General features: G+C 71.3%; 25 protein-coding genes. 17 read left to right on the top strand and 8 right to left on the bottom strand.

Annotation, left to right across the window (positions count from 1 at the left end):
• Positions 1–178: 178 nt before the first annotated feature.
• The 4 genes from AB0M76_RS23690 to AB0M76_RS23675 are packed head-to-tail and all read right to left on the bottom strand — an operon-like array spanning position 179 to position 3,756.
• On the bottom strand, positions 179–808 hold the full coding sequence (locus tag AB0M76_RS23690; protein ID WP_365954766.1) for a response regulator transcription factor: 630 nt from the start codon (positions 806–808) through the stop codon (positions 179–181).
• Positions 809–821: 13 nt separating this feature from the next.
• A complete protein-coding gene (locus AB0M76_RS23685) occupies positions 822–2,063 on the bottom strand; it encodes a sensor histidine kinase (protein WP_365954765.1) in 1,242 nt (413 codons plus the stop codon).
• Positions 2,021–2,878 (bottom strand): ABC transporter permease, encoded by an 858-nt coding sequence (locus AB0M76_RS23680; protein ID WP_266668866.1) that lies wholly within the window; start codon positions 2,876–2,878, stop codon positions 2,021–2,023. The genes AB0M76_RS23685 and AB0M76_RS23680 overlap by 43 nt, the downstream gene beginning before the upstream one ends.
• Positions 2,875–3,756 (bottom strand): ABC transporter ATP-binding protein, encoded by an 882-nt coding sequence (locus tag AB0M76_RS23675; RefSeq protein ID WP_365954764.1) that lies wholly within the window; start codon positions 3,754–3,756, stop codon positions 2,875–2,877. The genes AB0M76_RS23680 and AB0M76_RS23675 overlap by 4 nt, the downstream gene beginning before the upstream one ends.
• A 136-nt stretch (positions 3,757–3,892) precedes the next feature.
• On the opposite strand from AB0M76_RS23675, the gene AB0M76_RS23670 reads away from it, so the two are divergent.
• Both AB0M76_RS23670 and AB0M76_RS23665 read left to right on the top strand, forming a co-directional pair.
• A complete protein-coding gene (locus AB0M76_RS23670; protein ID WP_365954763.1) occupies positions 3,893–4,507 on the top strand; it encodes a vitamin K epoxide reductase family protein in 615 nt (204 codons plus the stop codon).
• A gap of 63 nt (positions 4,508–4,570) precedes the next feature.
• Positions 4,571–5,923 (top strand): replication-associated recombination protein A, encoded by a 1,353-nt coding sequence (locus AB0M76_RS23665; RefSeq protein WP_365954762.1) that lies wholly within the window; start codon positions 4,571–4,573, stop codon positions 5,921–5,923.
• A 24-nt stretch (positions 5,924–5,947) separates the two neighbouring features.
• On the opposite strand, the gene AB0M76_RS23660 is transcribed toward AB0M76_RS23665, so the two are convergent.
• Both AB0M76_RS23660 and AB0M76_RS23655 read right to left on the bottom strand, forming a co-directional pair.
• Positions 5,948–7,465 carry a UvrD-helicase domain-containing protein gene (locus tag AB0M76_RS23660; RefSeq protein WP_365954761.1) on the bottom strand — a complete coding sequence of 506 codons (1,518 nt, stop codon included), beginning with the start codon at positions 7,463–7,465 and terminating at the stop codon, positions 5,948–5,950.
• A gap of 88 nt (positions 7,466–7,553) precedes the next feature.
• Positions 7,554–8,447, bottom strand: coding sequence for a DUF2470 domain-containing protein (locus tag AB0M76_RS23655; RefSeq protein WP_365954760.1), 894 nt, complete (start codon positions 8,445–8,447; stop codon positions 7,554–7,556).
• Between the two features lie 55 nt (positions 8,448–8,502).
• Here AB0M76_RS23655 and rpsD point away from each other — a divergent pair, with 55 nt between their 5' ends.
• Positions 8,503–9,114 carry a 30S ribosomal protein S4 gene (rpsD, locus tag AB0M76_RS23650; protein WP_030294564.1) on the top strand — a complete coding sequence of 204 codons (612 nt, stop codon included), beginning with the start codon at positions 8,503–8,505 and terminating at the stop codon, positions 9,112–9,114.
• A gap of 27 nt (positions 9,115–9,141) precedes the next feature.
• On the opposite strand, the gene AB0M76_RS23645 is transcribed toward rpsD, so the two are convergent.
• On the bottom strand, positions 9,142–11,358 hold the full coding sequence (locus AB0M76_RS23645; protein ID WP_365954759.1) for an AAA family ATPase: 2,217 nt from the start codon (positions 11,356–11,358) through the stop codon (positions 9,142–9,144).
• A gap of 147 nt (positions 11,359–11,505) precedes the next feature.
• Between AB0M76_RS23645 and AB0M76_RS23640 the strand changes: the two genes are divergently transcribed.
• The 14 genes from AB0M76_RS23640 to nusB all read left to right on the top strand — a co-directional run bounded on the left by AB0M76_RS23640 (position 11,506) and on the right by nusB (position 24,924).
• Positions 11,506–11,961 (top strand): DUF948 domain-containing protein, encoded by a 456-nt coding sequence (locus AB0M76_RS23640; RefSeq protein ID WP_365954758.1) that lies wholly within the window; start codon positions 11,506–11,508, stop codon positions 11,959–11,961.
• A gap of 8 nt (positions 11,962–11,969) precedes the next feature.
• On the top strand, positions 11,970–12,341 hold the full coding sequence (locus AB0M76_RS23635) for a DUF6167 family protein (protein ID WP_365954757.1): 372 nt from the start codon (positions 11,970–11,972) through the stop codon (positions 12,339–12,341).
• Positions 12,341–15,010 (top strand): alanine--tRNA ligase, encoded by a 2,670-nt coding sequence (alaS, locus tag AB0M76_RS23630; protein ID WP_365954756.1) that lies wholly within the window; start codon positions 12,341–12,343, stop codon positions 15,008–15,010. Before AB0M76_RS23635 ends, alaS begins: the two co-directional genes overlap by 1 nt.
• 2 nt (positions 15,011–15,012) lie before the next feature.
• Positions 15,013–15,483, top strand: coding sequence for a Holliday junction resolvase RuvX (gene ruvX / locus AB0M76_RS23625; RefSeq protein ID WP_365954755.1), 471 nt, complete (start codon positions 15,013–15,015; stop codon positions 15,481–15,483).
• A gap of 128 nt (positions 15,484–15,611) precedes the next feature.
• Positions 15,612–17,393: an endolytic transglycosylase MltG gene (mltG, locus tag AB0M76_RS23620; protein WP_365954754.1), complete on the top strand. Its 1,782-nt coding sequence runs from the start codon at positions 15,612–15,614 to the stop codon at positions 17,391–17,393.
• Positions 17,390–18,211, top strand: a complete 822-nt coding sequence (locus tag AB0M76_RS23615) for a shikimate dehydrogenase (protein ID WP_365954753.1) — start codon at positions 17,390–17,392, stop codon at positions 18,209–18,211. The genes mltG and AB0M76_RS23615 overlap by 4 nt, the downstream gene beginning before the upstream one ends.
• Positions 18,212–18,609: 398 nt before the next feature.
• Positions 18,610–19,794 carry a chorismate synthase gene (gene aroC, locus AB0M76_RS23610; RefSeq protein ID WP_266631065.1) on the top strand — a complete coding sequence of 395 codons (1,185 nt, stop codon included), beginning with the start codon at positions 18,610–18,612 and terminating at the stop codon, positions 19,792–19,794.
• Complete coding sequence (locus AB0M76_RS23605; RefSeq protein ID WP_365954752.1) at positions 19,791–20,309, top strand: shikimate kinase; 519 nt, start codon at positions 19,791–19,793, stop codon at positions 20,307–20,309. Before aroC ends, AB0M76_RS23605 begins: the two co-directional genes overlap by 4 nt.
• Positions 20,306–21,397 (top strand): 3-dehydroquinate synthase, encoded by a 1,092-nt coding sequence (gene aroB, locus AB0M76_RS23600; protein ID WP_365954751.1) that lies wholly within the window; start codon positions 20,306–20,308, stop codon positions 21,395–21,397. Before AB0M76_RS23605 ends, aroB begins: the two co-directional genes overlap by 4 nt.
• Positions 21,394–21,828, top strand: coding sequence for a type II 3-dehydroquinate dehydratase (gene aroQ, locus AB0M76_RS23595; protein ID WP_327363271.1), 435 nt, complete (start codon positions 21,394–21,396; stop codon positions 21,826–21,828). The genes aroB and aroQ overlap by 4 nt, the downstream gene beginning before the upstream one ends.
• An 81-nt stretch (positions 21,829–21,909) precedes the next feature.
• Positions 21,910–22,677, top strand: coding sequence for an AAA family ATPase (locus AB0M76_RS23590; protein ID WP_365954750.1), 768 nt, complete (start codon positions 21,910–21,912; stop codon positions 22,675–22,677).
• 77 nt (positions 22,678–22,754) lie between these two features.
• Positions 22,755–23,864, top strand: a complete 1,110-nt coding sequence (locus AB0M76_RS23585; protein WP_266668902.1) for an aminopeptidase P family protein — start codon at positions 22,755–22,757, stop codon at positions 23,862–23,864.
• Positions 23,865–23,923: 59 nt separating this feature from the next.
• Positions 23,924–24,490, top strand: coding sequence for an elongation factor P (gene efp, locus AB0M76_RS23580; RefSeq protein ID WP_266668904.1), 567 nt, complete (start codon positions 23,924–23,926; stop codon positions 24,488–24,490).
• Between the two features lie 2 nt (positions 24,491–24,492).
• Positions 24,493–24,924 carry a transcription antitermination factor NusB gene (gene nusB / locus AB0M76_RS23575; RefSeq protein WP_365954749.1) on the top strand — a complete coding sequence of 144 codons (432 nt, stop codon included), beginning with the start codon at positions 24,493–24,495 and terminating at the stop codon, positions 24,922–24,924.
• 197 nt (positions 24,925–25,121) lie between these two features.
• Here nusB and bldD read toward each other — a convergent pair whose 3' ends face one another.
• Entirely contained in the window at positions 25,122–25,622 is a 501-nt protein-coding gene (gene bldD / locus AB0M76_RS23570) for a transcriptional regulator BldD (protein ID WP_007263032.1), read from the bottom strand.
• Positions 25,623–25,831 lie beyond the last annotated feature (209 nt).

Raw genomic sequence — 25,831 nt, 5'->3', positions numbered from 1 at the left:
TCCGCTGCGCGTAGCTTCTCCCCGCCCCGCCCTTTCACCGTTTCTCCCCCGCTGCCGCTGGGAGGTGCCCCAGGGCTCTGCCCGACCCGGCGGGCATGTCCCGGCCCCGCCGGAGTTTGAGGCGCGGGGTCCGGGGCCGATCCCCGGTGAACGGGAGAGGCTCCGCGCAGCGGGACCGTCAGAGGAGGTCGTGGCGCATGGCCGTGGTCACTGCCGCTGTGCGGTCCGTGACCTCCAGTTTTCCGAAGATGCGCAACAAGTGGGTCTTGACCGTCGACTCCGCCACGAACAGGCGCCGGCCGATCTCCGCGTTCGTCGCGCCCTCCGCGACCAGGCGGAGGACCGCGACCTCGCGGTCGGAGAGGCGGGGGCGCTCGGGGCGGGTGCGGAGGCGGTCGACCAGGCGGCCCGCCACCGACGGGGCCAGGACCGTCTCGCCCCGCACGGCCGCGCGGATCGCGTCGGCCAGTTCGGCCCGCGCCATGTCCTTCAGCAGGTAGCCGGCCGCGCCCGCCTCCACCGCCCGCAGGATGTCCCGGTCGTTCTCGTACGTCGTCAGGACCACCACCCGCACCGGCAGCCCGGCCGCACTGATCCGGGCGATGGACTCCACGCCGTCGCCGCCCGGCATCCGCAGGTCCATCAGGATCAGGTCCAGGCCGCCGGGGAGCAGCTGCGCGGCCAGCGCCTCCGCCTGCGGGCCGTTCGCGGCCTCCGCGACGACCTCCAGGTCCGGCTCGGCGCTGAGCATGCCGCGCAGGCCTTCCCGTACCACCGGGTGGTCGTCGGCCAGCAGGATGCGGATCATGTCGTACGGCTCCTCAGCGAGTCGTCGGGAGAGCTACCGTGACCGTCGCGCCGGTCCCCGGCGCGCTGTCGATCACCGCCGTCCCGCCGACCTCCGCCGCACGGGCGCGCAGCCCCCGCAGGCCGTGGCCCGGGGCGGGGGCCGCCGGGTCGAAGCCCCGCCCGGTGTCCCGGACCGTGACGGTCAGTTCGCCGTCACCGTAAGCCAGGGACACCGAGCAGCGCGCCCCCGCCCCCGCGTGCTTCGACGCGTTCGACAGGGATTCCTGGCAGGACCGCAGGGCCACCACCTCCAGTACCGCGGCCAGCGGCCGGACCTCCCCGGTCACCGACACCGCCGCCGGCGGGTCCTGCCGGGCCGCGAGGCGGCGTACCGCGTCCGGCAGCGAGCCGGCGTCCAGGTCGGCGGGGGCGCCGCCCGAGACCAGGGCCCGGGCCTCGGCCAGGTTCTGCCGGGCGGTGGCGGCCATCAGCTCCAGATGCCGGTGGGCCTGCTCCGGATCCGTGTCCATCTCCGACTGCACGGCCTGGACCAGCATCAGCAGACTCGTGAAGCCCTGGGCAAGGGTGTCGTGGATCTCGCGGGACATGCGTTCCCTTTCTGCATGGGCACCCTGCGCGGCGGACAGCCGGGCCACCTCCTCCCGGCTGGCGTCGAGTTCGGCGATCAGCGAGGCCCGCCCCTGGCTCTGCTCGATGATCCGGAGGATCCAGGCGCCGAAGAAGGAGGAGAAGGCGAAAGTGACGAAGGCGCTGGCCGCGTTGATGAAGACGATGTGGCCGGCCGGCTGCCACAGCAGCGCCCACCCGGCCACCGGCAGCAGCGCCACCACCGCCATCGCGCCGATCGCCCGGCGCAGCGGCAGCAGCATGAAGCAGTGCGGGGCGAGCGCGAAGGTGATCAGCCGGGTCTCGCCGACCAGGCAGGCGGCGGGCAGGAACAGGGCCACCACCACGCCCAGGTAGCGCAGGGACAGCCCCGGTTCGGCGCCGGGATCCATCAGGAGCAGGGGCCGGCCGGCCCACGCGTACCAGGGGATCAGCAGCACGAGCAGGGCGACGGCGGGGATCCGGTACGAGAGCGAAGGGAAGTCCGCGCCCAGCACGAAGGCCGCGGTCGCGACCCACACGACGCCGAAGTAGAGGTCCCACGGCCCGAACGCGCGGTCCCAGACGTGGGGTTCGCGCGCTCCGGCCGTCCCGGTGAACCCGTTCAGCCGTCGCGGCGGTTCTTCCACTTGAAGGTCAGCAGACACAGGACCAATCCTCCGACGACCCAGGCCCCCAGGACCAGGGCGACCTTTCCGTACTCCCAGCTGCCCGCCTGCTCCAGGACGGCCGCGGACTCCGGCAGGAACACCCCGCGCAGCCCCTGGCACATCCACTTGAGCGGGAACAGCGCGCCGATGTTCAGCAGCCAGTCCGGGATCGCGTTGACCGGGATGAAGACGCCGGAGATGAACTGCAGGATCAGGAACGGCAGGACGACCACCGAGCTGGCGCTCTTGCCGGACTTGGGCAGGCTGCTGATGGCGATGCCGAGCAGGGCGCACCCGGTCAGGCCGAGGACGAAGATCCAGCCGAACGTGAGCCACTTGGCCGCGGAAGCCGGCAGGTCGAGGCCGAACAGGGTGGAGCCGACGAGCAGCAGAATCGCGGTCTCGGCGAGTCCGGTGGCCAGCACCATCCAGACCTTGCCCAGGAAGTACGCGGCCGGGGGCATCGGCGTCCCGCGCAGCCGGCGCAGCACCTTCTCGTCCCGTTCGACGGCGATCGAGATCCCGAGCGACTGGAAGCTGGTGGACATGATGCCCGCGGCGACCATGCCGGCCGCGTACAGCTGGGAGGCGGTGACCCCGGTGTTCTCCACGCTGTCGCGGAAGATCGAGGCGAAGAGGGCCAGGAAGACGATGGGGAAGGCGAAGGTGAAGATCATCGCGTCGCGCTGGCGGACGAACTGCCTGATCTCCAGGGCCCCGCGGCTCAGGCCCAGGGTCCAGGCGCCGGGCAGTGCCTTCGCAGCCGCGGCGGCCCTGCCGCCGGTCGTGGCGGTCGTGGCGGTCGTGCTCATCGTGTGTCCTCCGGCTGCTGCGCGGTCGTGGGTACGAGCTGACCCGTGAGGCGCAGGTACACGTCCTCCAGGGTGGGCCGGCCGATCTTCAGCCCCGGGATCTCGCCCTCGAAGCGGGCCATGAGCTCGGCGACCGTACGGGTGGGGGTCTCGGTGGCGATGCTGCGCGGGCTGCCGTCCGCCTCGGTCCATTCGACGGTGGCGCCGGTGCCGAAACGGGAGCGCAGCTCGGCCGGTTCGCCGTCGGCGACGACCCTGCCGCTCGCGATGACCGCGAGGCGGTCGGCGAGGGCCTCGGCCTCCTCCAGGTAGTGCGTGGTGAGCACGATGGTGGTGCCCTCGGCGGCGAGCAGCCGGATCAGGTCCCAGAACTGGCGCCGCGCCGCCGGGTCGAAGCCGGTGGTCGGCTCGTCGAGGAGCAGCAGCTCGGGATCGCCGATGACGCCGAGCGCCACGTCGAGCCGGCGCCGCTGGCCGCCCGAGAGGCCCTTCACCCGCTGGTCCCGCTTCTCCTCCAGGCCGACCAGGGCGATGACCTCGACCGGGTCGCGCGGGGCCGGGTAGTAGCGGGCGAAGTGCTCGACCGTCTCCCGTACCGTCAGTTCCGCGGGCGCCGACTCGTCCTGCCAGACGATCCCGACGCGCGAGCGCCAGGCCCGCCCGGCGGCGGCCGGGTCCGCGCCGAGCACGGCGACCTCGCCGCCGTCCCGTTCCCGGTGGCCCTGCAGGATCTCCACCGTCGTGCTCTTGCCGGCGCCGTTGGGCCCGAGGAGGCCGAAGACCTCGCCCTGCCGGATCGTCAGATCGAGTCCGTCCACTGCGGTGACTTCGCCGTACTGCTTGCGAAGCCCCCGTACTTCCACCGCATTCCGTGTCATGTCTCAAATGGTGTGGCGGAACCCGCTCCACCGGTCCCCCCGTGCGTACGTCCTTATGTCCACCGAACGGTGGACACCGGCTCAGTACGGCACAATGGCCGGTGCTTGTTGACCTTGCAGATGTGGAGCGGGCGGTATGACGACACGAGGTACGGACGCAGACACCGCCCCGCGGACGGTCGGCGCCAGCCGGGCACTCGCCCTGCTGCTGGTGATCACGGGCGCCGCGGGACTGCTCGCGGCCTGGGTGATCACGATCGACAAGTTCAAGCTGCTCGAGGACCCGAACTTCACGCCGGGCTGCAGCCTGAACCCGATCGTCTCCTGCGGCAACATCATGAAGAGCGAGCAGGCGTCCGCCTTCGGCTTCCCGAACCCGATGCTGGGGCTGGTCGCGTACGGGATCGTGGTCTGCGTCGGCATGAGCGTGCTGGCCGGGGCCCGCTTCCGCCCCTGGTACTGGCTGACCCTCAACGCGGGCATGCTGTTCGGCGTCGTGTTCTGCGCCTGGCTGATGTACCAGTCGCTGTACAACATCAACTCGCTGTGCCTGTGGTGCTCGCTGGCGTGGGTCGCCACGATCTTCATGTTCTGGTACGTCACCGCGCACAACGTGCGGGAGGGCCTGCTGCCCGCCCCGGGCTGGCTGCGTTCCTTCCTCGACGAGTTCACCTGGGTGCTGCCGGTCCTGCACGTCGGGATCATCGGCATGCTGATCCTGACGCGCTGGTGGGACTTCTGGACCTCCTGAGGCCTCCCTGAGCCCGCGGCCCGCTGTCGGTGGGCTGTCAGTGGGCTCGCATAGGCTTCCTGTGTGGAACCAGACCTGTTCACCGCCGCTGCCGAAGACCGCCGGGAGAAGGATCCGGCGAGCTCCCCGCTCGCCGTCCGGATGCGCCCCCGCACCCTGGACGAGGTCGTCGGCCAGCAGCACCTGCTGAAGCCCGGATCACCGCTGCGGCGGCTGGTCGGGGACGGGGCGGGCGGTCCGGCCGGCGCCTCGTCGGTGATCCTGTGGGGCCCGCCGGGCATCGGCAAGACCACCCTCGCGTACGTGGTGAGCCAGGCGACGCAGAAGCGGTTCGTGGAGCTGTCGGCGATCACGGCGGGCGTGAAAGAGGTACGCGCCGTCATCGAGGGCGCCAAGCGGGCGGCCGGCGGGTACGGCAAGGACACGGTCCTCTTCCTCGACGAGATCCACCGGTTCAGCAAGGCCCAGCAGGACTCGCTGCTCCCGGCCGTCGAGAACCGCTGGGTGACGCTGATCGCCGCGACCACGGAGAACCCGTACTTCTCGATCATCTCCCCGCTCCTGTCGCGGTCGCTGCTGCTCACGCTGGAGCCGCTGACGGACGAGGACCTGAGCGCGCTGATGCGGCGGGCGCTGACGGAGGAGCGGGGCCTGGGCGGGGCGGTGACCTTGCCGGCGGACGCGGAGGCGCACCTGCTGCGGATCGCCGGCGGCGATGCCCGGCGGGCGCTGACGGCGCTGGAGGCGGGTGCCGGTTCGGCGATCGCCAAGGGGGAGTCCGAGATCAGCCTCCAGACGGTGGAGGAGGCGGTCGACCGGGCGGCGGTGAAGTACGACCGGGACGGGGACCAGCACTACGACGTGGCGAGTGCGCTGATCAAGTCGATCCGCGGCTCGGACGTGGACGCGGCGCTGCACTATCTGGCGCGGATGATCGAGGCAGGGGAGGACCCGCGGTTCATCGCGCGCCGCCTGATGATCTCGGCGAGCGAGGACATCGGGCTGGCGGACCCGACGGCCCTGCCGCTCGCGGTGGCCGCGGCGCAGGCGGTGGCGATGATCGGCTTCCCGGAGGCCGCGCTGACCCTGTCACACGCGACGATCGCGCTGGCCCTGGCCCCGAAGTCGAACACCGCGACGACCGCGATCGGTGCGGCGCTGGCGGATGTCCGGGCGGGGCTGGCGGGCCCGGTGCCGACGCATCTGCGGGACGGGCACTACAAGGGCGCGGCGAAGCTGGGCCACGCGGTGGGTTACGTGTACCCGCACGACGTCCCGGGCGCGATCGCTGCACAGCAGTACGCCCCTGATGCGGTGCACGGGAAGCGGTACTACGAGCCGACGCGGTACGGCGCGGAGGCGCGGTACGCGGACGTGGTGGAAAAGGTCCGCGAACGCCTCCGCGGTGGCGCCTGACCGCGCCGCCGGCGCCCGGGTCCGTCACTCCGGGGCAGGTCCCAGCGTGTCCCAGGGGCCGGCGGGTCCGGCGCCCGGACGGCCGTCGGGGCGCCGGTTGATCCAGCCGAGGCCGCCGATGTCGAGCCGGAGGCGCGCACGGGTGACGGCGACGTAGGCGAGGCGTGCCTCCGCGTCGTCGATCTCACCGGGAAGCGGATCCCCGTTCTCGTCCGTCTCCTCGGCATCCACCGGTTCGGTGAAGTCCTCGCCGATGCGGACCGAGGCCCATTCGCGGCCCTTGGCCTTGTGCGCGGTGGAGACCACGATCTCGGCGCCCTGTTCGGCGGAGAGCCGTTCCACGGCGCGCAGGATGACGTCGACACCGTGCTCGTCCACCAGATCGACGAGCGGCAGCAGGTCCCGGCCCGAGGGGTCGTACTCGGCGTACTCCTGGAGCTCCCCCCAGGAGTCGAAGAGGATCAGCTCGGGGTGCGTACTGCGCTTGCCGGCCTTGAGGTCGCGCGCGGCCCGGGCGAGGGCGCTCAGTGCCTCGCCGCCGCCGACGAGGGCGACCCTGCGGCCGTCCTCCAGCAGTCGCATGACTTCGAGCATGGCGCCGACGTTGGACCGGCACAGGATGGCCTCCGGCTTCTCCACCCGCTCCAGACGGGTCTCGATGGCCGGGGTGCCGGTCAGCCGGATCGGGGATTCGGCGAGGTGTAGCCACCGGTTGGCCTCCTCGGCGAGCGCGGAGCCGAAGCGGAAGGACTGGGACAGGGCCAGCTGTGTCCCGTCGAAGCCGCTCATCACGTCCCTGGCACCGCGCCATCCGTAGATGGCCTGGGCCGAGTCGCCGACCATCACCAGCTGGGCGTGGTCGCGTTGCGCGGTGAAGATCTTCTCGACCACCGGATTGGTGTCCTGGGCCTCGTCCAGCAGCAGGAAGTCGGCCGGGATCACGGGGTCGGTGAGGGCCCAGATCTTCAGATAGTGGTCGTGGTCGAACCGGACCACGCCTTCGTGCGGGTTCTGCAGGTCCTCCCAGGCCTTGACCGCGTACGGCAGCACCACGTCGACGAGCTGGGCGTGGAGATGTTCGGCCTCGATGCCGCGCAGCCGCGGGACGTGGTGGCGCCGGATGGTGCTGTCCGCGGACTGGCAGAAGCGTGTGACGGTCCGCAGCGTGGTGTACGACAGCGCCTTGTTGCTGACGTTGCGCTCGCCGATCCGCACGCGCATGCCGACCGCGATGCCGAGCAGGGCCCCGGTCTTCCAGCCGGGGACCCGCGGGGCGTTCAGCCGCGAGGCATAGCCCCGGCCCACCGCGCCGAAGGCAAGGGAGTGGGCGGTCCTGCACTCCACCGTGCCGGGAAACCTGCCGGCCGCGTCGACGGCGATGGACTTGTTGAAGGCGATGTACCGGCCGCGTGCCGCCGTGCCCTTCGCCAGCATGGCCAGGGTCGTGGTCTTGCCCGTCCCGGCGCCTGCTTGGAGGACCAGGTGGTCCCCGCGCCTGAAGGAGTCGACAGCCGCGCTCTGCTCAGGGGTCGGGACAGCCATTGTGCTCCTCCGTGTAGCTGTGACGTCACCAAGCGACATCACGGTGGCACAGGAAGATCACGCGTGTCCGGCGATCGCGGTTTCCTCGCTACTGGTGACCCGCCGCCGCGAACAGGTGGTGCATCGCCCGGCGCAGGTCGCAGACGTCGCGTACCGGCGCCGGGAAGTCGAAGCGGGCGTCGAAGGAGGAGCCGTCGCCCGTGAAGCGGACCCGCAGGCCCAGCCGGTCCAAGGCCAGGGGGACCGCGGTCGTGCCGGCGCTCTCCCGCGGACCCAGCACCGCGCACAGGTCCGCGATCCGGTCGCGGTGCGCGGCGGCCAGGTGCTGGAGGAGCTCGGTCTCGTGGTTCACCATCGGGTCCGGTTCCACCGTGGCCAGGTCCTCCGGTTCCACGTGCTCCGCGCCCCACAGGTCGTCCACCGAGATCTCGCCGACCTCCAGGCGCAGCATCACGAAGGACGGCCGGCCGTGCAGCCCGAGGAGTTCGCCCACCGGCCGGCGCTCCGCCAGCAGCGCCGCGCAGGCCGCACGGTCGTCCCCGCGCACCTGCGTCAGCCACCCGGCCAGCCACGCACGGCCTCGGATACGATGGGGCACGGACACCGGCGCCACATCCGTGATCTCGATCACGGCGGTGAGGTCGTCGTCCTGGGCGTAAGCGGCTGCCCTGGCAGCCGCGGATTCCCCTGACACCAGGAGAATCACGTCCCCGTCCGGGGTGACGGTCCGAGCGGCCGGCATCCCTGTCCCGAACTCTGCCAGGTCAAGAGACCGCAGCTGGTCAACAGCACCCGGCAGCGTGAGGGATACTGAGGCGTTGGACTCTACGAGGGTTCGTACGCGTTCGGCTCCGGTGAGCTGCCGAACGCCTTCCCTGGGACGCGGCTGACCTTGCTTATCGTCGGCGCAAGCGGATTCTGTTTCGTCTGAATTCGAACTGCGCTGCGCACTGGGCAGGGGGATCCCATGTGGTCGAGACATTACGTCCTCCTCGCTAAGGTAAGCCTCACCTAACTTACATGGAGGTAGGTTCCCCGTGAACCAGAAGCGACCCAAGGTCAAGAAGTCGCGTGCCCTCGGCATTGCGCTGACCCCGAAGGCCGTCAAGTACTTCGAGGCTCGCCCCTACCCGCCGGGCGAGCACGGCCGTGGCCGCAAGCAGAACTCGGACTACAAGGTTCGCCTGCTCGAGAAGCAGCGTCTGCGCGCTCAGTACGACATCTCTGAGCGTCAGATGGCCCGCGCGTACGACCGCGCCAAGAAGGCCGAAGGCAAGACGGGCGAGGCGCTGGTCGTCGAGCTCGAGCGTCGCCTCGACGCCCTGGTCCTGCGTTCGGGCATCGCCCGCACCATCTACCAGGCCCGCCAGATGGTCGTTCACGGCCACATCGAGGTCAACGGTGGCAAGGTCGACAAGCCGTCGTTCCGTGTCCGTCCGGACGACGTCATCACCGTGCGCGAGCGCAGCCGCGAGAAGGTTCCGTTCCAGGTTGCCCGTGAGGGTGGCTACGCAGGCGAGGGCGAGACCCCGCGCTACCTGCAGGTCAACCTGAAGGCCCTGGCCTTCCGCCTGGACCGCGACCCGAACCGCAAGGAAATCCCGGTCATCTGCGACGAGCAGCTCGTCGTCGAGTACTACGCCCGCTGATCCAGCGGCCGTAGCCTCACAGGCTGGTCAGCCCGTCGGTTCCCCCTTGGGGGAGCCGACGGGCTTCCTGTTTTTCGGACCCCCCGGACCGCCCGCCGCGCCCGGCGCTTCCCCGGCCCGCGGCCTCGGCAGCGGTTCCGGCGCCGCCGCCGGCTCCGGCGCCCGCAGCGCCCGCTCGACCGCCTCCTCCGGCGACAGGCTCCGGCCGTGCTGCGCACACGCCTCGTACTGCTCCGCCCCCAGCAGCTCGCCCGCCCGCTCCCGGCACATCAGCCGCGGGGCGTTGAAGTAGCCCGAGCCGAACAGCTGAAGGCCCACCCCGTCCCACAGCGGCTCCGCCGCGCCCTGGAGCACCGCCGCCTCGGCCGGATGGCCCTCGACCGCCGTGACCAGGGCCAGCAGCTCCACCGCCAGCACCAGCCCGACCAGGTCGCGGAAGGTGTGGTTGATCGTCACGCACTCGGTCAGCAGCCGCCGGGCCTCGGCCGTGGCCCCCGCGTCCAGGGCCGCGTACGCGAGGACGTACAGGGCGTACGCCTTCGTCCAGCGCTCCCCGCGCTCCTCGCAGATGTCCCGGACCTCCCGGCACAGCGAGAGCGCGCCCGCCGGATCCCCCTGGAAGGCCAGCGCCATCGCCAGCTCCACCTGGCACATCAGCACATTGCTGTTCAGCTCCCCGGCGTCCCGGTACCGCTCCAGCGCCGAGCCCAGCAGCTCCCCGGCCCGCGCCATGTCGTCGGAGACCAGCGCCAGGCAGCCCAGCCGGTGCACCGCGTACGCCGCCGCCACCGGGTTCCCGGTCCGCGCCGCCCCGTCCCGGCACTCGTACAGGGCGCTCATCGAGGCCACCGCATCGCCCTGCAGGGCCGCCACGTAGCCCAGCACCCACTGCGCCTTCAGCCGCGACCCCGCGTGCTCCGACTCCGCCGGGCCGGGCTCCAGCATCCGGTCCAGCCAGTACCGGCCCTCGGTGAGCCGGCCGCAGCCGGCCCAGTAGAACCACAGCGTCCCCGCGAGGTACTGGCCCAGATGTGCCTCGTCCGGATCCTCCAGACAGCACTCCAGCGCCAGCCGCAGATTCGGCAGCTCCGCCTCCACCAGCGCGGCCACCTCCTGCTGGCGCGGGCTGAACCAGTCCAGCTCGCACCAGGTCGCCAGCCCCACGTACCAGTCCCGGTGGCGCCGCCGCAGCCGCCCGGCGTCGCCCAGCGACTCCAGCCACCCCGCCCCGTACACCCGTACGGTCTCCAGCATCCGGTAGCGCACCCCGGCCGCCGTCTCCTCCCGGGCGAGCAGCGACTGGGCCAGGAGCTCCCCGAGCACGTCCAGCACGGACTCCACCGGCAGGTCCGCTCCCGCGCACACGTACTCGACGGCATCGAGGTCGAAGTGCCCGGCGAACACCGACAGCCGCGCCCACAGCAGCCGCTCCTGCGCGGTGCACAGCTCGTGGCTCCAGCCGATCGCCGTACGCAGCGCCCGGTGCCGCGGGAGGGCCCCGCGCGTCCCACCCGTCAGCAGCGCGAACCGGTCCTCCAACCGGGTCAGCACCTGCTCCGGCGACAGCGCCCGCAGCCGCCCCGCCGCCAGCTCCAGCGCCAGCGGGATCCCGTCGAGCCGGGTGCACAGCTCCACCAGTGCGGCCCGGTTGGCCGCGGTCACCGCGAAGCCGGGATCGGCGGCCGCCGCCCGCTCGGCCAGCAGTTCCAGCGCCTCCTCGGGGCCCGGCGGGGCCAGCGGGAAGGCCTGCTCCCCGTCGAGGTCCAGCGGCCGGCGCCCGGCGGCCAGCACCCGCAGGCCGGGGGAGCGGCGCAGCAGCTCCCGCACCAGCTCGGCGGTCTCGTCGACCAGCTGCTCGAACCCGTCCAGGACCAGCAGCAGCCGCCGCTCGGCGAGGTGCTCGGCCAGGACCGTCCGGGGCGGCCGCGTGGTGTGGTCGGTGAGCCCGAGCGACTCCGCCAGCGTGAGTTCGAGCAGCGCCGGATCGCGTACGCAGGACAGCTCGGCCAGCCACACGCCGTCGCAGTGGCGTTCCTGCGCAGCACCCGCCGCCTCGGCCGCCTCCCGGGCCGCCGCCAGCGCCAGCCGGGACTTGCCCACCCCGCCGACGCCGGTCACGGTGACCAGCCGGGAGGCCTCCAGCAGCCTCCCGACCTCGGCGAGTTCCGCACCCCGCCCGACGAGGCGGCTCAGCTCCGAGGGAAGATTGCCGCAGGTCCTCCGTCGCACGGGCCTCTGTCGCATGGGACACGGAGGGTACTGGTCCGGATGCGCTGCGTACAAGGCGGTTCCGCCGGACCGCGAATTCCGGTACGGCGGTGGATCTCCGGCGCGATAGGGTCGGAGAACGACTTTTCTACGTAGTGATCAACAGGCAGAGAGCGGTGCAACGTGTCCGGTGGAGAGGTGGCCGGGATCCTCGTGGCCGTCTTCTGGGCCATTCTGGTCTCCTTCCTCGCCGTCGTGCTGGTGAGGCTGGCCCAGGTGCTCAAGGCGACCACCAAGCTGGTGGCCGACGTGACCGACCAGGCCGTCCCGCTGCTCGCGGACGCCTCCACCACCGTCCGCTCCGCGCGCACCCAGCTCGACCGGGTCGACGCCATCGCGAGCGACGTCCAGGAAGTCACCTCGAACGCCTCCGCGCTGTCCTCCACCGTGGCCTCCACCTTCGGCGGGCCGCTGGTCAAGGTCGCGGCCTTCGGCTACGGGGTCCGCAAGGCACTGGGCAAATCCACGGAAGACGCGCCGCAGAAGGCGCCCCGACGTCAACGAAGTAATGGCGCTAGCCACACCGTGATCGTTGGCCGTACGGTGCCGACGCCCCGGCGCCGGAAGCAGAAGGGCTGAAACCTCCGATGTTCCGCCGAGCCTTCTGGTTCACCGCCGGCGCAGCCGCCGGCGTGTGGGCCACCACCAAGGTCAACCGCCAGCTCAAGAAGCTGACACCGGAGAGCCTCGCCGCCCAGGCCGCCGACAAGGCCGTGGAGGCGGGCCACCGCCTCAAGGACTTCGCCCTCGACGTCAAGGCGGGAATGTCGCAGCGCGAGGACGAGCTGAACGACGCACTGGGGCTCAGGCGGGACGCCATGGACCCAGCCCGGCCCGACCACGTCACCGCCCTCCCGGGGCAGCGGCGGCTGCGGGCCATCCAGAACGACAAGACCACCCACCGCTCGAGCCACGAGAACCGCTCGACGGGTTCGTACAACCGGAATGAGGACCACTGATGGAGTCGGCTGAAATCCGCCGCCGCTGGCTGAGCTTCTTCGAGGAGCGCGGTCACGCCGTTGTCCCTTCGGCGTCGCTCATCGCGGACGACCCGACTCTGCTGCTGGTCAACGCGGGCATGGTCCCGTTCAAGCCGTACTTCCTCGGCGAGACCAAGCCCCCGGCCCCGCGGGCCACCAGCGTGCAGAAGTGCGTCCGCACGCCGGACATCGAAGAGGTCGGCAAGACCACCCGCCACGGCACGTTCTTCCAGATGTGCGGCAACTTCTCCTTCGGCGACTACTTCAAGGAAGGCGCCATCAAGTACGCCTGGGAGCTGCTGACCAGCTCCGTGGCGGACGGCGGCTACGGCCTGGAGCCGGAGAAGCTCTGGATCACCGTCTACCTCGACGACGACGAGGCCGAGACGATCTGGCGTGACGTCATCGGCGTCCCCGTCGAGCGCATCCAGCGCCTGGGCAAGAAGGACAACTTCTGGTCCATGGGCGTCCCGGGTCCGTGCGGCCCGTGCTCGGAGATCAACTACGACCGCGGCCCGGAGTTCGGCGTCGAGGGCGGCCCCGCCGTCAACGACGAGCGCTACGTGGAGATCTGGAACCTGGTCTTCATGCAGTACGAGCGCGGCGCCGGCGACGGGAAGGAAGACTTCCCGATCCTCGGCGACCTGCCGTCGAAGAACATCGACACCGGTCTGGGTCTCGAGCGCCTCGCGATGATCCTGCAGGGCGTGCAGAACATGTACGAGACCGACACCCTGCGCGTGGTCATGGACAAGGCCACCGAGCTGACCGGCGTGCAGTACGGCGCCGCCCAGGGCACCGACGTGTCGATGCGCGTGGTCGCCGACCACATCCGCACCTCCGTCATGCTCATCGGCGACGGCGTCACCCCCGGCAACGAGGGCCGCGGCTACGTGCTGCGCCGCATCATGCGCCGCGCCATCCGAAACATGCGCCTCATGGGCGCCACCGGCCCGGTCGTCCAGGAGCTCGTCGACGTCGTGATCAACACGATGGGGCAGCAGTACCCGGAGCTCGTCACCGACCGCAAGCGCATCGAGACCGTCGCGCTCGCCGAAGAGGCCGCCTTCCTCAAGGCCGTCAAGGGCGGCACCAACATTCTCGACACCGCCGTGACCGAGACCAAGGCCGCCGGCGGCACGGTCCTCTCCGGCGACAAGGCGTTCCTGCTCCACGACACCTGGGGCTTCCCGATCGACCTCACCCTGGAGATGGCCGCCGAGCAGGGCCTCTCCGTGGACGAGCCCGGCTTCCGCCGCCTGATGCAGGAGCAGCGCGACCGCGCCAAGGCCGACGCCAAGGCCAAGAAGACCGGCCACGCGGACATGTCCGCCTACCGGGAGATCGCCGACGGCTCCGGCGCCACCGAGTTCACCGGCTACGCCACCACCCAGGGCGAGTCCACCATCGTCGGCCTCCTGGTCAACGGCGTCTCCGCGCCCGCCGCCTCCGAGGGCGACGAGGTCGAGGTCGTCCTCGACCGCACCCCGTTCTACGCCGAGGGCGGCGGCCAGCTCGCCGACCAGGGCCGGATCAAGCTCGACTCGGGCGCCATCATCAACGTCCGCGACGTCCAGCAGCCGGTCCCCGGTGTCTCCGTGCACAAGGGCTCGGTCCAGGTCGGCGAGGTGACGGTGGGCGCCTCCGCGTACGCCGCCATCGACATCAACCGCCGCCGGGCCATCGCCCGCGCCCACTCGGCCACGCACCTGACCCACCAGGCTCTGCGCGACGCCCTCGGTCCGACGGCCGCCCAGGCCGGTTCCGAGAACTCGCCCGGCCGGTTCCGCTTCGACTTCGGCTCGCCGAACGCCGTCCCCGGCACGGTCCTCACCGACGTCGAGCAGAAGATCAACGACGTGCTGTCGCGCGAGCTCGACGTCACCGCCGAGATCATGAGCATCGACGAGGCGAAGAAGCAGGGCGCCATCGCCGAGTTCGGCGAGAAGTACGGCGAGCGCGTGCGCGTCGTGACCATCGGAGACTTCTCCAAGGAGCTGTGCGGCGGTACGCACGTCGGCAACACCGCCCAGCTGGGTCTGGTGAAGCTGCTCGGCGAGTCCTCCATCGGCTCCGGCGTGCGCCGTGTCGAGGCCCTCGTCGGCGTGGACGCGTACAACTTCCTCGCAAAGGAGCACACGGTCGTCGCCCAGCTCCAGGAGCTGGTCAAGGGCCGTCCGGAGGAGCTGCCGGAGAAGATCGCCTCCATGCTCGGCAAGCTGAAGGACGCCGAGAAGGAGATCGAGAAGTTCCGCGCGGAGAAGGTCCTCCAGGCCGCCGCCGGTCTCGCCGAGAACGCCCAGGACATCCGCGGCGTCGCCCTCGTCGTGGGCACCGTCCCGGACGGCACCGGCGCCGACGACCTGCGCAAGCTGGTCCTCGACGTCCGCGGCCGCATCCAGGGCGACCGGCCGGCCGTCGTGGCCCTGTTCACCACGGCGGGCGGCCGCCCGCTGACGGTCATCGCCACCAACGAGGCCGCGCGCGAGCGCGGTCTCAAGGCCGGCGACCTGGTCCGTACCGCCGCCAAGACCCTCGGCGGCGGCGGTGGCGGCAAGCCGGACGTCGCCCAGGGCGGCGGCCAGAACCCGGCCGCCATCCCCGAGGCCATCGCCGCGGTCGAGCGCCTCGTCGTCGAGACGGTCTGACCATGACTCTGCGCCGTGGCCGCCGTCTCGCCATCGATGTCGGGGACGCCCGTATCGGGGTCGCCTCGTGCGACCCCGATGGGGTGTTGGCCACACCGGTGGAAACCGTTCCGGGCCGGGACATCCCCTTCGCCCACCGGCGGCTGCGGCAGCTTGTCGAGGAGTACGAACCCCTGGAGGTCGTGGTCGGCCTGCCCCGCTCGCTCAGCGGGCGGGAGGGGCCGGCCGCGGCCAAGGTGCGCGCCTTCGCCACGGAACTCGCCAAGGGAATCAAGCCGGTGACGGTCCGTCTCGTGGACGAGCGGATGACCACGGTCACCGCCGCCCAGGGGCTTCGGGCCTCGGGGAAGAACGCGAAGAAGGGCCGTTCGGTGATCGACCAGGCGGCCGCAGTGGTGATCCTTCAGAACGCTCTTGAGACCGAACGGGTATCAGGTAATCCGCCCGGTGAGTGCGTCGAAGTGGTTGTCTGATCGCGATACGGTAACGTTCCGCGCGATGCGGCGGCATTCGAACAAGTCGTCGCCCACCACTTCAGAGGCGGAACCGGGTGCCGCGGCGGATGTAGCCGTTGCCTCCGTCTCGCGGCTCTAGGGGATCGATGACTGAGTATGGCCGGGGCCGTGGCCCCGAACCGTGGCACCCTGAGGACCCCCTGTACGGGGACCAGGGGTGGACCGGGCACGAGGCCCAGCAGGCTCAGATGCCCTATGCCGGTGGCCCGCAGCAGCATCCGCAGGAGCCGCAGTACCAGCAGGACCCGCAGCAGTACCAGCAGTACCAGCAGAACCCGCAGTATCAGCAGTACCCGCAGGACCAGTACCCGCAGGACCTCCAGTACCAGCAGCAGTACGGGCAGCAGGGGCAGTACCCGGAGCAGCAGCAGGGCTATGCCCCGCAGCAGCCCCACCAGGCTCACCAGCAGCAGCAACAGCTGCTGCACCCGCAGCCGCAGCAGCAGCCGGTCTACGACGGCCAGGGCTGGGACACCGGCCAGGGCCAGTACACCGCTGTCCCGCAGGCCGACCCGTACCTCGGCGCGGACCCGTACGCCCAGCAGCCCGTCGGCGGCTACCCGGGCGAGGCCCCCGACCTCTACGGCACCCCCGAGGCCTACCCGCCGCCGCAGCCCCCGGGCCGGCGCCACCTGGTCACGGAGCAGGAGCAAGAGCCGGAGGCGGAGTACGCCGACGAAGAGGCCGAGGAGGCCTCGATCCTGCCCGGCGGCGGCGGAGGCGACGACGATTCCGACGAGCCGGACGCCGACGGACGCCGCGGCCGCCCGAAGGGCAAGCCCAAGCGCCGCAACGGAGCGGCCTGCCTGATCGCAGCCGTCGTGATCGTGGGCGTCATCGGCGGTGGCGGCTACTACGGCTACGACTACATCAAGTCCAAGTTCAGCACCGGCGAGGACTACGCCGGTGAGGGCGAGGGCTCCGTCGCCATCGACATCCCCAAGGGCACCGGCGTCGGTGAGATGGGCCGCATCCTCAAGTCGCACGGCGTCGTGAAGAGCGCGGACGCCTTCGTCGCCGCCGCCAAGGCCAACCCCAAGGGCGGTGCGATCCAGGCAGGCTCCTACGTGATGAAGGAGCGCATGTCGGGCAAGGCCGCCGTGGACCTCATGGTGAACGGAGCCGGGGTCAACGCCCTGGACGTCATCCCGGGATGGAAGAACATCCAGGTCTACAAGGCCATCGACGAGAAGCTCAAGCGCAAGGAGGGCACGACCAAGGACATCGCCACCAAGGAGGCGAAGAACCTCGGTCTGCCCGAGTGGGCCAACACCAGCAAGGACATCAAGGACCCGCTGGAGGGCTTCCTCTACCCGGCCCGCTACGACATCAGCAAGGACGCGACCCCCGAGTCGCTGCTCAAGCAGATGGTGGCGAAGTCCAACGAGGCCTACGCGAGCGCGGACCTCCAGGGGCAGGCCTCCAAGCTGGGCCTCGCGAACCCGCTGCAGCTCGTCACCGTCGCGAGCCTCGTCCAGGCCGAGGGCAAGTACCAGCACGACTTCGACAAGATCTCCCGGGTGGTCTACAACCGTCTCAAGCCGGGCAACACCGAGACGTACGGTCTGCTCGACTTCGACTCCACGGTCAACTACATCAAGGGCCAGAGCACCCTGGACGTCGGTGCCGTCAGCGACCTGCGCAAGCTCGACGACCCGTACAACACCTACAAGATCAAGGGCCTGCCCGCCGGCCCGATCGGCAACCCGGGCCCGGACGCGCTCAAGTCGGCGATCAACCCGGCCACCGGACCCTGGTACTACTTCGTGTCGGTGAACGAGAACGAGACGCTCTTCGCCGTGACGAACGCCGAGCACAACCAGAACCGCCAGAAGTACGAAGAGGAACGGAAGAAGGCAGGGCAGTGATACGCGCAGCCGTGCTCGGTACACCGATCGAGCACTCCCTCTCACCGGTGCTGCACCGCGCCGCGTACCAGGAGCTCGGCCTCGACGACTGGTCCTACGACCGCTTCGAGATAGACGAGGCCGCGCTCCCGAAGTTCGTCGCCGGCCTCGGCCCCGAGTGGGCCGGGCTGTCCCTGACGATGCCGCTCAAGCGCGCCGTCATCCCGCTGCTCGACGGCATCAGCGACACCGCCGCCTCGGTCGAGGCGGTCAACACGGTCGTCCTGACCAAGGACGGGCGGCGCCTCGGCGACAACACCGACATCCCCGGCATCGTCTCCGCGCTCCATGAGCGCGGCGTCGACAAGGTGGAGAACGCCACCATCCTCGGCGCCGGCGCCACCGCTTCCTCGGCACTGGCCGCCCTCGCCCGGATCTGCTCCGGCGAGGTCACGGTGTACGTGCGCTCCCGGGCCCGCGCCGACGAGATGCAGGAGTGGGGCGAGCGCCTCGGCGTGGCCGTCCGCACGGCCGACTGGGCGGACGCCGCCGACGGGCTCGGCGCGCCGCTGGTCATCGCGACCACCCCGGCCAGCGCCACGGACTGGCTGGCAGCCGCCGTACCGGCCGGCCCGGGCACCCTGTTCGACGTCCTGTACGACCCGTGGCCGACCGCCCTCGCGGCGGCCTGGTCGCAGCGCGGCGGCCGCCTCCTCGGCGGCCTGGACCTCCTCGTCCACCAGGCGGTGCTCCAGGTCGAGCAGATGACCGGCCGCCACACCGCGCCGCTGGCCGCCATACGGGCCGCCGGCGAGGCCGCCCTGCGCGCCCGCCACTAAGCGGCCTCGGGGAAGTGGGGTGCGTTTTCGCGTCGTCCGGTGCGGTGCGGTGCATCGCAAGACGGAGCGGCACGCTTGTGCTGGACGTACCAGGTGCTGCGAGAACGCGGCGAGGCGCCGTGCCGGGCGGCGCGGGGGCGTGCCCCACTTCCCCGAGACCGCTTAGGAGGTGTCCGGCGGATCATGGCCAGGCCCGGCCGGCACACCTGATGCACTGCGCACACTGATCTTGCTCGCCTGAAACCCGACCCGCCAGGGTGGGGAGGGTGCACCGGCGTCCGCCAGCTGGACCGGAGGGCGGTGCACCGGCCCGGACGTGGGAGGATCGGGTATGGCGGGTCCGGGCCGCGCACCCGGCCGCGCCGCCGCAGTACCAGGCGCGAGCATGAGGAGCATCGTTGAGCAGGTTGCGTTGGCTGACCGCCGGGGAGTCGCACGGTCCGGCGCTGGTGGCGACGCTGGAGGGGCTTCCCGCCGGCGTCCCGGTCACCACCGAGCTGGTGGCCGAACACCTGGCCCGGCGCCGGCTCGGCTACGGCCGTGGCGCCCGGATGAAGTTCGAGCAGGACGAGATCACCTTCCTCGGCGGCGTCCGCCACGGGCTGTCGCAAGGGTCCCCGATCGCCGTCATGATCGGCAACACCGAGTGGCCGAAGTGGGAGACCGTGATGTCGGCCGACCCGGTCGACCCCTCGCTGCTCAAGGAGACCGGCCGTAATGCGGCGCTGACCCGCCCCCGCCCCGGTCACGCCGACCTCGCGGGCATGCAGAAGTACGGCTTCTCCGAGGCCCGCCCGATCCTGGAGCGCGCCAGCGCCCGCGAGACCGCCGCCCGTGTCGCCCTCGGTGCCATCGCCCGGTCCTTCATCAAGGAGACCGCGGGCATCGAGATCGTCTCGCACGTGGTGGAGCTGGCCGCGGCCAAGGCCCCCTACGGCGTCTACCCGACCCCCGCCGACGTCGACAAGCTCGACGCCGACCCGGTGCGCTGCCTCGACGCCGACGCGTCGAAGGCGATGGTCGCGGAGATTGACCAGGCCCACAAGGACGGCGACACCCTCGGCGGTGTCGTCGAGGTCCTCGCGTACGGGGTGCCCGTCGGCCTCGGCTCGCACGTGCACTGGGACCGCCGCCTGGACGCCCGCCTCGCGGCCGCGCTGATGGGCATCCAGGCCATCAAGGGCGTCGAGGTCGGCGACGGCTTCGACCTGGCCCGCGTGCCTGGCTCGCAGGCCCACGACGAGATCGTCTCCACCCCCGAGGGCCTCAAGCGCACCTCCGGCCGCTCCGGCGGCACCGAGGGCGGTCTGACCACCGGCGAGCTGCTGCGCGTACGGGCCGCGATGAAGCCGATCGCGACCGTGCCGAAGGCCCTCGCGACCGTGGACGTGGCAACCGGCGAAGCAGCGGTGGCCCACCACCAGCGATCCGACGTATGTGCCGTGCCCGCCGCGGGCATCGTCGCGGAGGCCATGGTCGCCCTGGTGCTGGCCGACGCCGTCGTGGAGAAGTTCGGCGGAGACTCCGTCCCCGAGACCCGCCGCAACGTTCAGTCGTACCTCGACAACCTGCAGATCCGGTGAGGGGCGGACCACTGGTCGTCCTCGTCGGCCCCATGGGGTCCGGCAAGTCCACGGTGGGGGCGCTGCTCGCCGAACGGCTCGGCGTCCCCTACCGGGACACCGACGCCGACATCGTCGCGGCCCAGGGCCGCGAGATCTCGGACATCTTCGTCGACGAGGGCGAGCCGTACTTCCGTGAGCTGGAGCGGCAGGCGGTCGCCGCCGGCCTCGCCCAGCACACCGGAATCCTCGCCCTCGGCGGCGGCGCCGTCCTCGACGCAGGTACCCGGGAGCTGCTGGCCGGCCTGCCCGTCGCCTACCTCTCCATGGACGTCGAGGAAGCCGTCCGGCGCGTCGGCCTGGGCGCCGCGCGCCCGCTGCTCGCCGTCAACCCGCGCCGCCAGTGGCGCGAGCAGATGGAGGCCCGGCGCCCCCTGTACACCGAAGTCGCGCGCGTCGTGGTGGCCACCGACGACCGCACCCCCGAAGAGGTCGCCCAGGCGGTCCTCGACGCTCTGGAGTTGAAGGACGTATGACAGACCAGGTGACGCGCATCCAGGTCGGTGCAGTAGCCGGACACGACGCGTACGACGTGCTGGTCGGCCGGCAGCTGCTCGGTGAGCTCGGCGCACTGATCGGTACGAAGGCCCAGCGGGTCGCCGTGATCCACCCCGAGGCGCTGGCCTCGACCGGTGAGGCACTGCGCGACGACCTGGCCGGGCAGGGCTACGAGGCGGTCGCCATCCAGGTGCCGAACGCCGAGGAGGCCAAGACGGCCGAGGTCGCCGCGTACTGCTGGAAGGCGCTCGGCCAGTCCGGGTTCACCCGCACCGACGTGATCGTCGGCGTCGGCGGCGGAGCCACCACGGACCTCGCGGGCTTCGTCGCGGCCACCTGGCTGCGCGGGGTGCGCTGGATCGCCGTGCCGACCACCGTCCTCGCGATGGTCGACGCGGCCGTCGGCGGCAAGACCGGCATCAACACCGCCGAGGGCAAGAACCTGGTGGGCTCCTTCCACCCGCCGGCCGGCGTGCTGTGCGACCTGGCGGCACTGGACTCGCTGCCGGTCAACGACTACGTCAGCGGCCTCGCAGAGATCATCAAGGCGGGTTTCATCTCCGACCCGGTGATCCTCGACCTGATCGAGGCGGACCCGGCGGCGGCCCGCACGCCCGACGGCCCGCACACCGCGGAGCTGATCACGCGCTCCATCCGGGTCAAGGCGGACGTGGTCTCCAGCGACCTCAAGGAGGCCGGGCTGCGCGAGATGCTCAACTACGGGCACACGCTCGCGCACGCCATCGAGAAGAACGAGCGCTACAAGTGGCGGCACGGCGCTGCCGTATCGGTCGGCATGGTCTTCGCCGCCGAACTCGGCCGGCTCGCCGGCCGGCTCGACGACGCGACGGCCGACCGGCACCGGGAGATCCTCGCCGCCGTCGGCCTGCCGCTGACCTACCGCGGCGACCAGTGGCCCCAGCTGCTCCAGGCCATGCAGGTCGACAAGAAGTCCCGTGGCAACCTGCTGCGCTTCATCGTCCTCGACGGACTGGCCAAGCCCACCGTTCTCGAGGGCCCCGACCCGGCGCACCTGATCGCCGCGTACGGCGAGGTGTCGGCGTGAGCCGCAAGGTGCTCGTACTGAACGGCCCGAACCTGGGCCGGCTCGGGTCGCGCGAGCCCGACGTTTACGGGGCCACCTCGTACGCCGGGCTCGTGGAGAGCTGCCGCGCGCTGGGCGAGGAGCTCGGCTTCGACGTCGAGGTCCGCGAGACCAACGACGAGGGCGCCATAGTGCGCTGGCTGCACGAGGCGGCGGACGGCAAGATCCCGGTCGTGATCAACCCGGGCGCCTTCACGCACTACTCGTACGCCATGCGGGACGCGGCCGCGCAGCGCACCGCGCCGCTGATCGAGGTGCACATCTCGAACCCGTACGCACGCGAGGAGTTCCGGCACACGTCGGTCATCGCATCGGTGGCGACCGGAACGGTGGCGGGCTTCGGCATCGGCTCGTACCGGCTGGCGCTCCGCGCACTGGCGGACGAAGTCTGACGCTGCTGGTGGGCGGCTCCGCCCCTGCGGTCATATAACGTTCTCGCATCAGTCGGTGGAAACGAGACGGAGTGGCAGCGGATGCAGCAAGGAGTGGGGGGCGGCGGGGCGGGCTGGGGGCAGCCGGGACATCAGCCGGCGGCGCCCCCGCAGCCGCCGATACCCCCTGCGCAGGGGTGGCCGGTGCCTGCGCCGCCGCAGGCACCGCCGCCGCACGTGCCGCCGCCACCGCCGTCCGGCCCCGAGGCCACGACGGGGCATATTCCGCTGCCGCCCGCGGTGCCCGGCACCGGCGGCGCCACGCTGGCCGTGCTGCTGATCGGCCCGGCGGGCGCGGGGAAGACCACGGTGGCCCGGCACTGGGCCAGCACCCGGCCGGTGCCGACCGCGCACGTAAGCCTGGACGACGTCCGGGAATGGGTGTGTGCGGGCTTCGCGGACCCGCAGGCCGGCTGGAACGACCACTCCGAGGCCCAGTACCGGCTGGCCCGCCGCACCTGCGGCTTCGCCGCCCGCAACTTCCTGGCCAACGGGATCTCCTGCATCCTCGACGACGCCGTCTTCCCGGACCGGCCGGTGGTCGGCCTGGGCGGCTGGAAGCGTCACGTCGGCCCCGCCCTGCTGCCCGTCGTCCTCCTTCCCGGCCTGGAGATCGTCCTCGAGCGCAATGCCGCCCGCTCGGGGAACCGGCGCCTCTCCGACGAGGAAGTCGCCCGCATCCACGGCCGCATGGCCGGCTGGTACGGCTCCGGCCTGCCGATCATCGACAACTCGGATCTGGACGTGGAAGGCACGTCCCGGGCCCTGGACGAAGCCCTGGCCCGAGCCATCGCGGCACCCGCCTTCTGACCGCCCCCGCGCGGCCGGGCCCTCGTACGGGCGTGCTCACCAGGCCGGATGCGCGGGGCGCTCGTACGCTCGAAGACATGTCAGACGTGTACGCGGCCCGCCGGGGCCTGCTTCGCGACCGCTGCGCCGCCGCGGGGAACGCCGCCGCACTGATCACGCGTCCGGCGAACGTCCGCTACCTCGCCGGGGCGTCCCCGCCGGGCGCCGTCCTGCTCGTCGGGCCGGGCGGTGAGGACATGCTGTTCACCGTCGGTCCGCCCAGCGGCGAAGCCGACGAGGGCCGCCTCGACGATCAGCTCAGACTCTCCGTGCTGTCCGCCCCCGGCAGCGACGCCGCCGTCGCGGCCGGCGACATGGCCGGCTCCCTGCGCGCCGAGTCGCTGGCCGTCGAGGAGCACCACCTCACCGTCGCCCGGCACCGCGCCCTGCGCTCCGTTGCGCCCAAGCTGCGGCTCGCCGATCTCGGGACCTCCGTGGAGCAGCAGCGCCTCGTCAAGGACGAGGAGGAGATCGCCTGCCTGCGGATCGCCGCCGAGATCGCCGACCAGGCGCTCGGCGAACTGCTGGAGTCGATCCTGGTGGGCCGCACCGAACGCCATCTCGCCCTGGAGCTGGAGCGCCGCCTCGTCGACCACGGGGCCGACGGACCGGCCTTCCCGACCTCCGTCGGCACGGGGCCGAACTCGGGCAGTTCCCGGCACCGGCCGTCCGACCGTCGTGTCGAGGAGGGCGACTTCCTCTCCGTCTGCCTCGGGGCCAACTACCGCGGCTACCGCTGCGAGATCGGCCGGACGTTCGTGATCGGCACCAGCCCCGCCGACTGGCAGATCGAGCTCTACGATCTTGTTTTCGCGGCCCAGCGGGCAGGACGCGAGGCCCTCGTGCCCGGCGCCGCGTACCGCGAGGTCGACCGTGCCGCGCGCTCCGTACTGGACTCCGCAGGACATGGTGAATCGATCGCTCCGTGGACCGGACACGGCGTCGGCCTCGAAATCGACGAGGACCCGCAGCTTGCACCTACGGCAATGGGTAAACTGGACGCTTGCGTGCCGGTCACCGTCGAACCGGGGGTTCACCTCCCGGGCCGGGGAGGTGTCCGGATCGATGACACGCTCGTCGTACGCCCCGAGGCGGACGGCGGTCCCGAGCTACTCACCATTACGACCAAGGAGCTGCTCGCGCTCTAGCCCGCTGCGGCGGGCTGTGCGCGCACCCGTGGTCTTCCAGTGCAGGAGATTCCGCAACCGTGGCTTCCACGAACGACCTCAAGAACGGCATGGTGCTCAAGCTCGACGGCGGCCAGCTCTGGTCCGTCGTCGAGTTCCAGCACGTCAAGCCCGGCAAGGGCCCGGCCTTCGTGCGCACCAAGCTCAAGCACGTGCTCTCCGGCAAGGTCGTCGACAAGACGTTCAACGCCGGCACGAAGGTCGAGACGGCCACCATCGACCGCCGCGACATGCAGTTCTCGTACATGGACGGCGACTACTTCGTCTTCATGGACATGCAGACCTACGACCAGCTGATGGTCGACCGCAAGGCCGTCGGCGACGCCGCCAACTTCCTCATCGAGGGCTTCACCGCCTCGGTCGCCCAGCACGAGGGCGAGGTGCTCTACGTCGAGCTCCCGGCCGCCGTCGAGCTCGTCATCGAGCACACCGACCCGGGCGTCCAGGGCGACCGCTCCACCGGTGGCACCAAGCCGGCGCGCCTGGAGACCGGCTACGAGATCCAGGTCCCGCTCTTCGTCACCACGGGCGAGAAGGTCAAGGTCGACACCCGTACCAGCGACTACCTCGGCCGGGTGAGCAGCTAACCGTGGCTGCCCGCAGCAACGCGCGCAAGCGCGCCTTCCAGATCCTGTTCGAGGCCGACCAGCGCGGGGTGCCCGTGCGCGAGGTCCTCGCGGACTGGATCCGCCACACGCGGTCGGACGACCGGCAGCCGCCCGTCAGCGCCTTCACGATGGATCTCGTCGAGGGTTACGCCGACAAGGTGAACCGCATCGACGACCTGATCGTCACCTACGCCGTGGACTGGGAAATCGACCGCATGCCGGTCGCGGACCGGAACATCCTGCGGCTCGGTGCCTACGAGCTGATCTGGGTGGACGACACCCCGGACGCCGTGGCCATCGACGAGGCCGTCCAGCTGGCCAAGGAATTCTCGACGGACGAGTCCCCCTCGTTCGTGAACGGGCTGCTGGCCCGCTTCAAGGACCTGAAGCCGAGCCTGCGCCGGGGCGAGTAGCTCCCGGCGGTCAGGCGAGAACGGAGGGCCCGCAGCGCACATGCGCCGCGGGCCCTCCGTTTCTGCTTCTGTTCGTGCTCCTGCTGTGGTTCCGCTTCCGCTGCTGTGCCCGGAGACGCGAAACCGGCGTGGGCCGGGAGCCACGGCCGGCTCCCGGCCCACGCCGGTAACGTTTCTGCTGGTCCTGGGCGCGGGGACTAGATGTCCTCGTGCGCCACGGCGCGACGCGCATCCGCGTCGAGCACGCCCCAGCTGATCAGCTGCTCGGTCAGGACCGAGGGGGACTGGTCGTAGATGACGGCGAGGGTGCGCAGGTCGTCCTGACGGATCGACAGCACCTTGCCGTTGTAGTCCCCGCGCTGGCTCTGGATGGTCGCCGCGTACCGCTGCAGCGGCCCGGCCTTCTCGGCGGGCACGCCCGCGAGGCGCTCCAGGTCGAGGCGCAGCTTCGGCGGCGGCTCGGCCGCCCCTCCGGGAGTCGTGCCCGGCAGGAGCTCCTGCACCGGCACCCCGTAGAAGTCCGCCAGCTCGGCGAGGCGCTGGACGGTCACGGCGCGGTCCCCGCGCTCGTACGATCCGACCACCACGGCCTTCCACCGGCCCTGGGACTTCTCCTCGACACCGTGGAGGGAGAGGCCCTGCTGGGTGCGGATGGCGCGGAGCTTGGCCCCGAGCTGTTTGGCGTATTCGCTGGACATAACGCTCCCGGACGCTGTGACGCTTTGACGACATGGACACTGACGACATGGACCACGTGCGGCTCCGCCGCGCGGCTGGTAACTCACTGTGAGGTTACGCAGCGTTACTTGCATGCGTCAAGCCGAATGCTCTCCGACGCCCACGTACGAGGGGCGTGCACAGGCCCGGTGCCGGTTCCCCGCCAGGGTCCTGGTACCGTGGAGGACGT

The sequence above is a fragment of the Streptomyces sp. NPDC051364 genome, assembly GCF_040682115.1.
In the GTDB taxonomy this organism is placed as follows: domain Bacteria; phylum Actinomycetota; class Actinomycetes; order Streptomycetales; family Streptomycetaceae; genus Streptomyces.
Note: the sequence above shows the minus strand (reverse complement) of the source record. Positions and strands in the feature narration are given on the sequence as shown.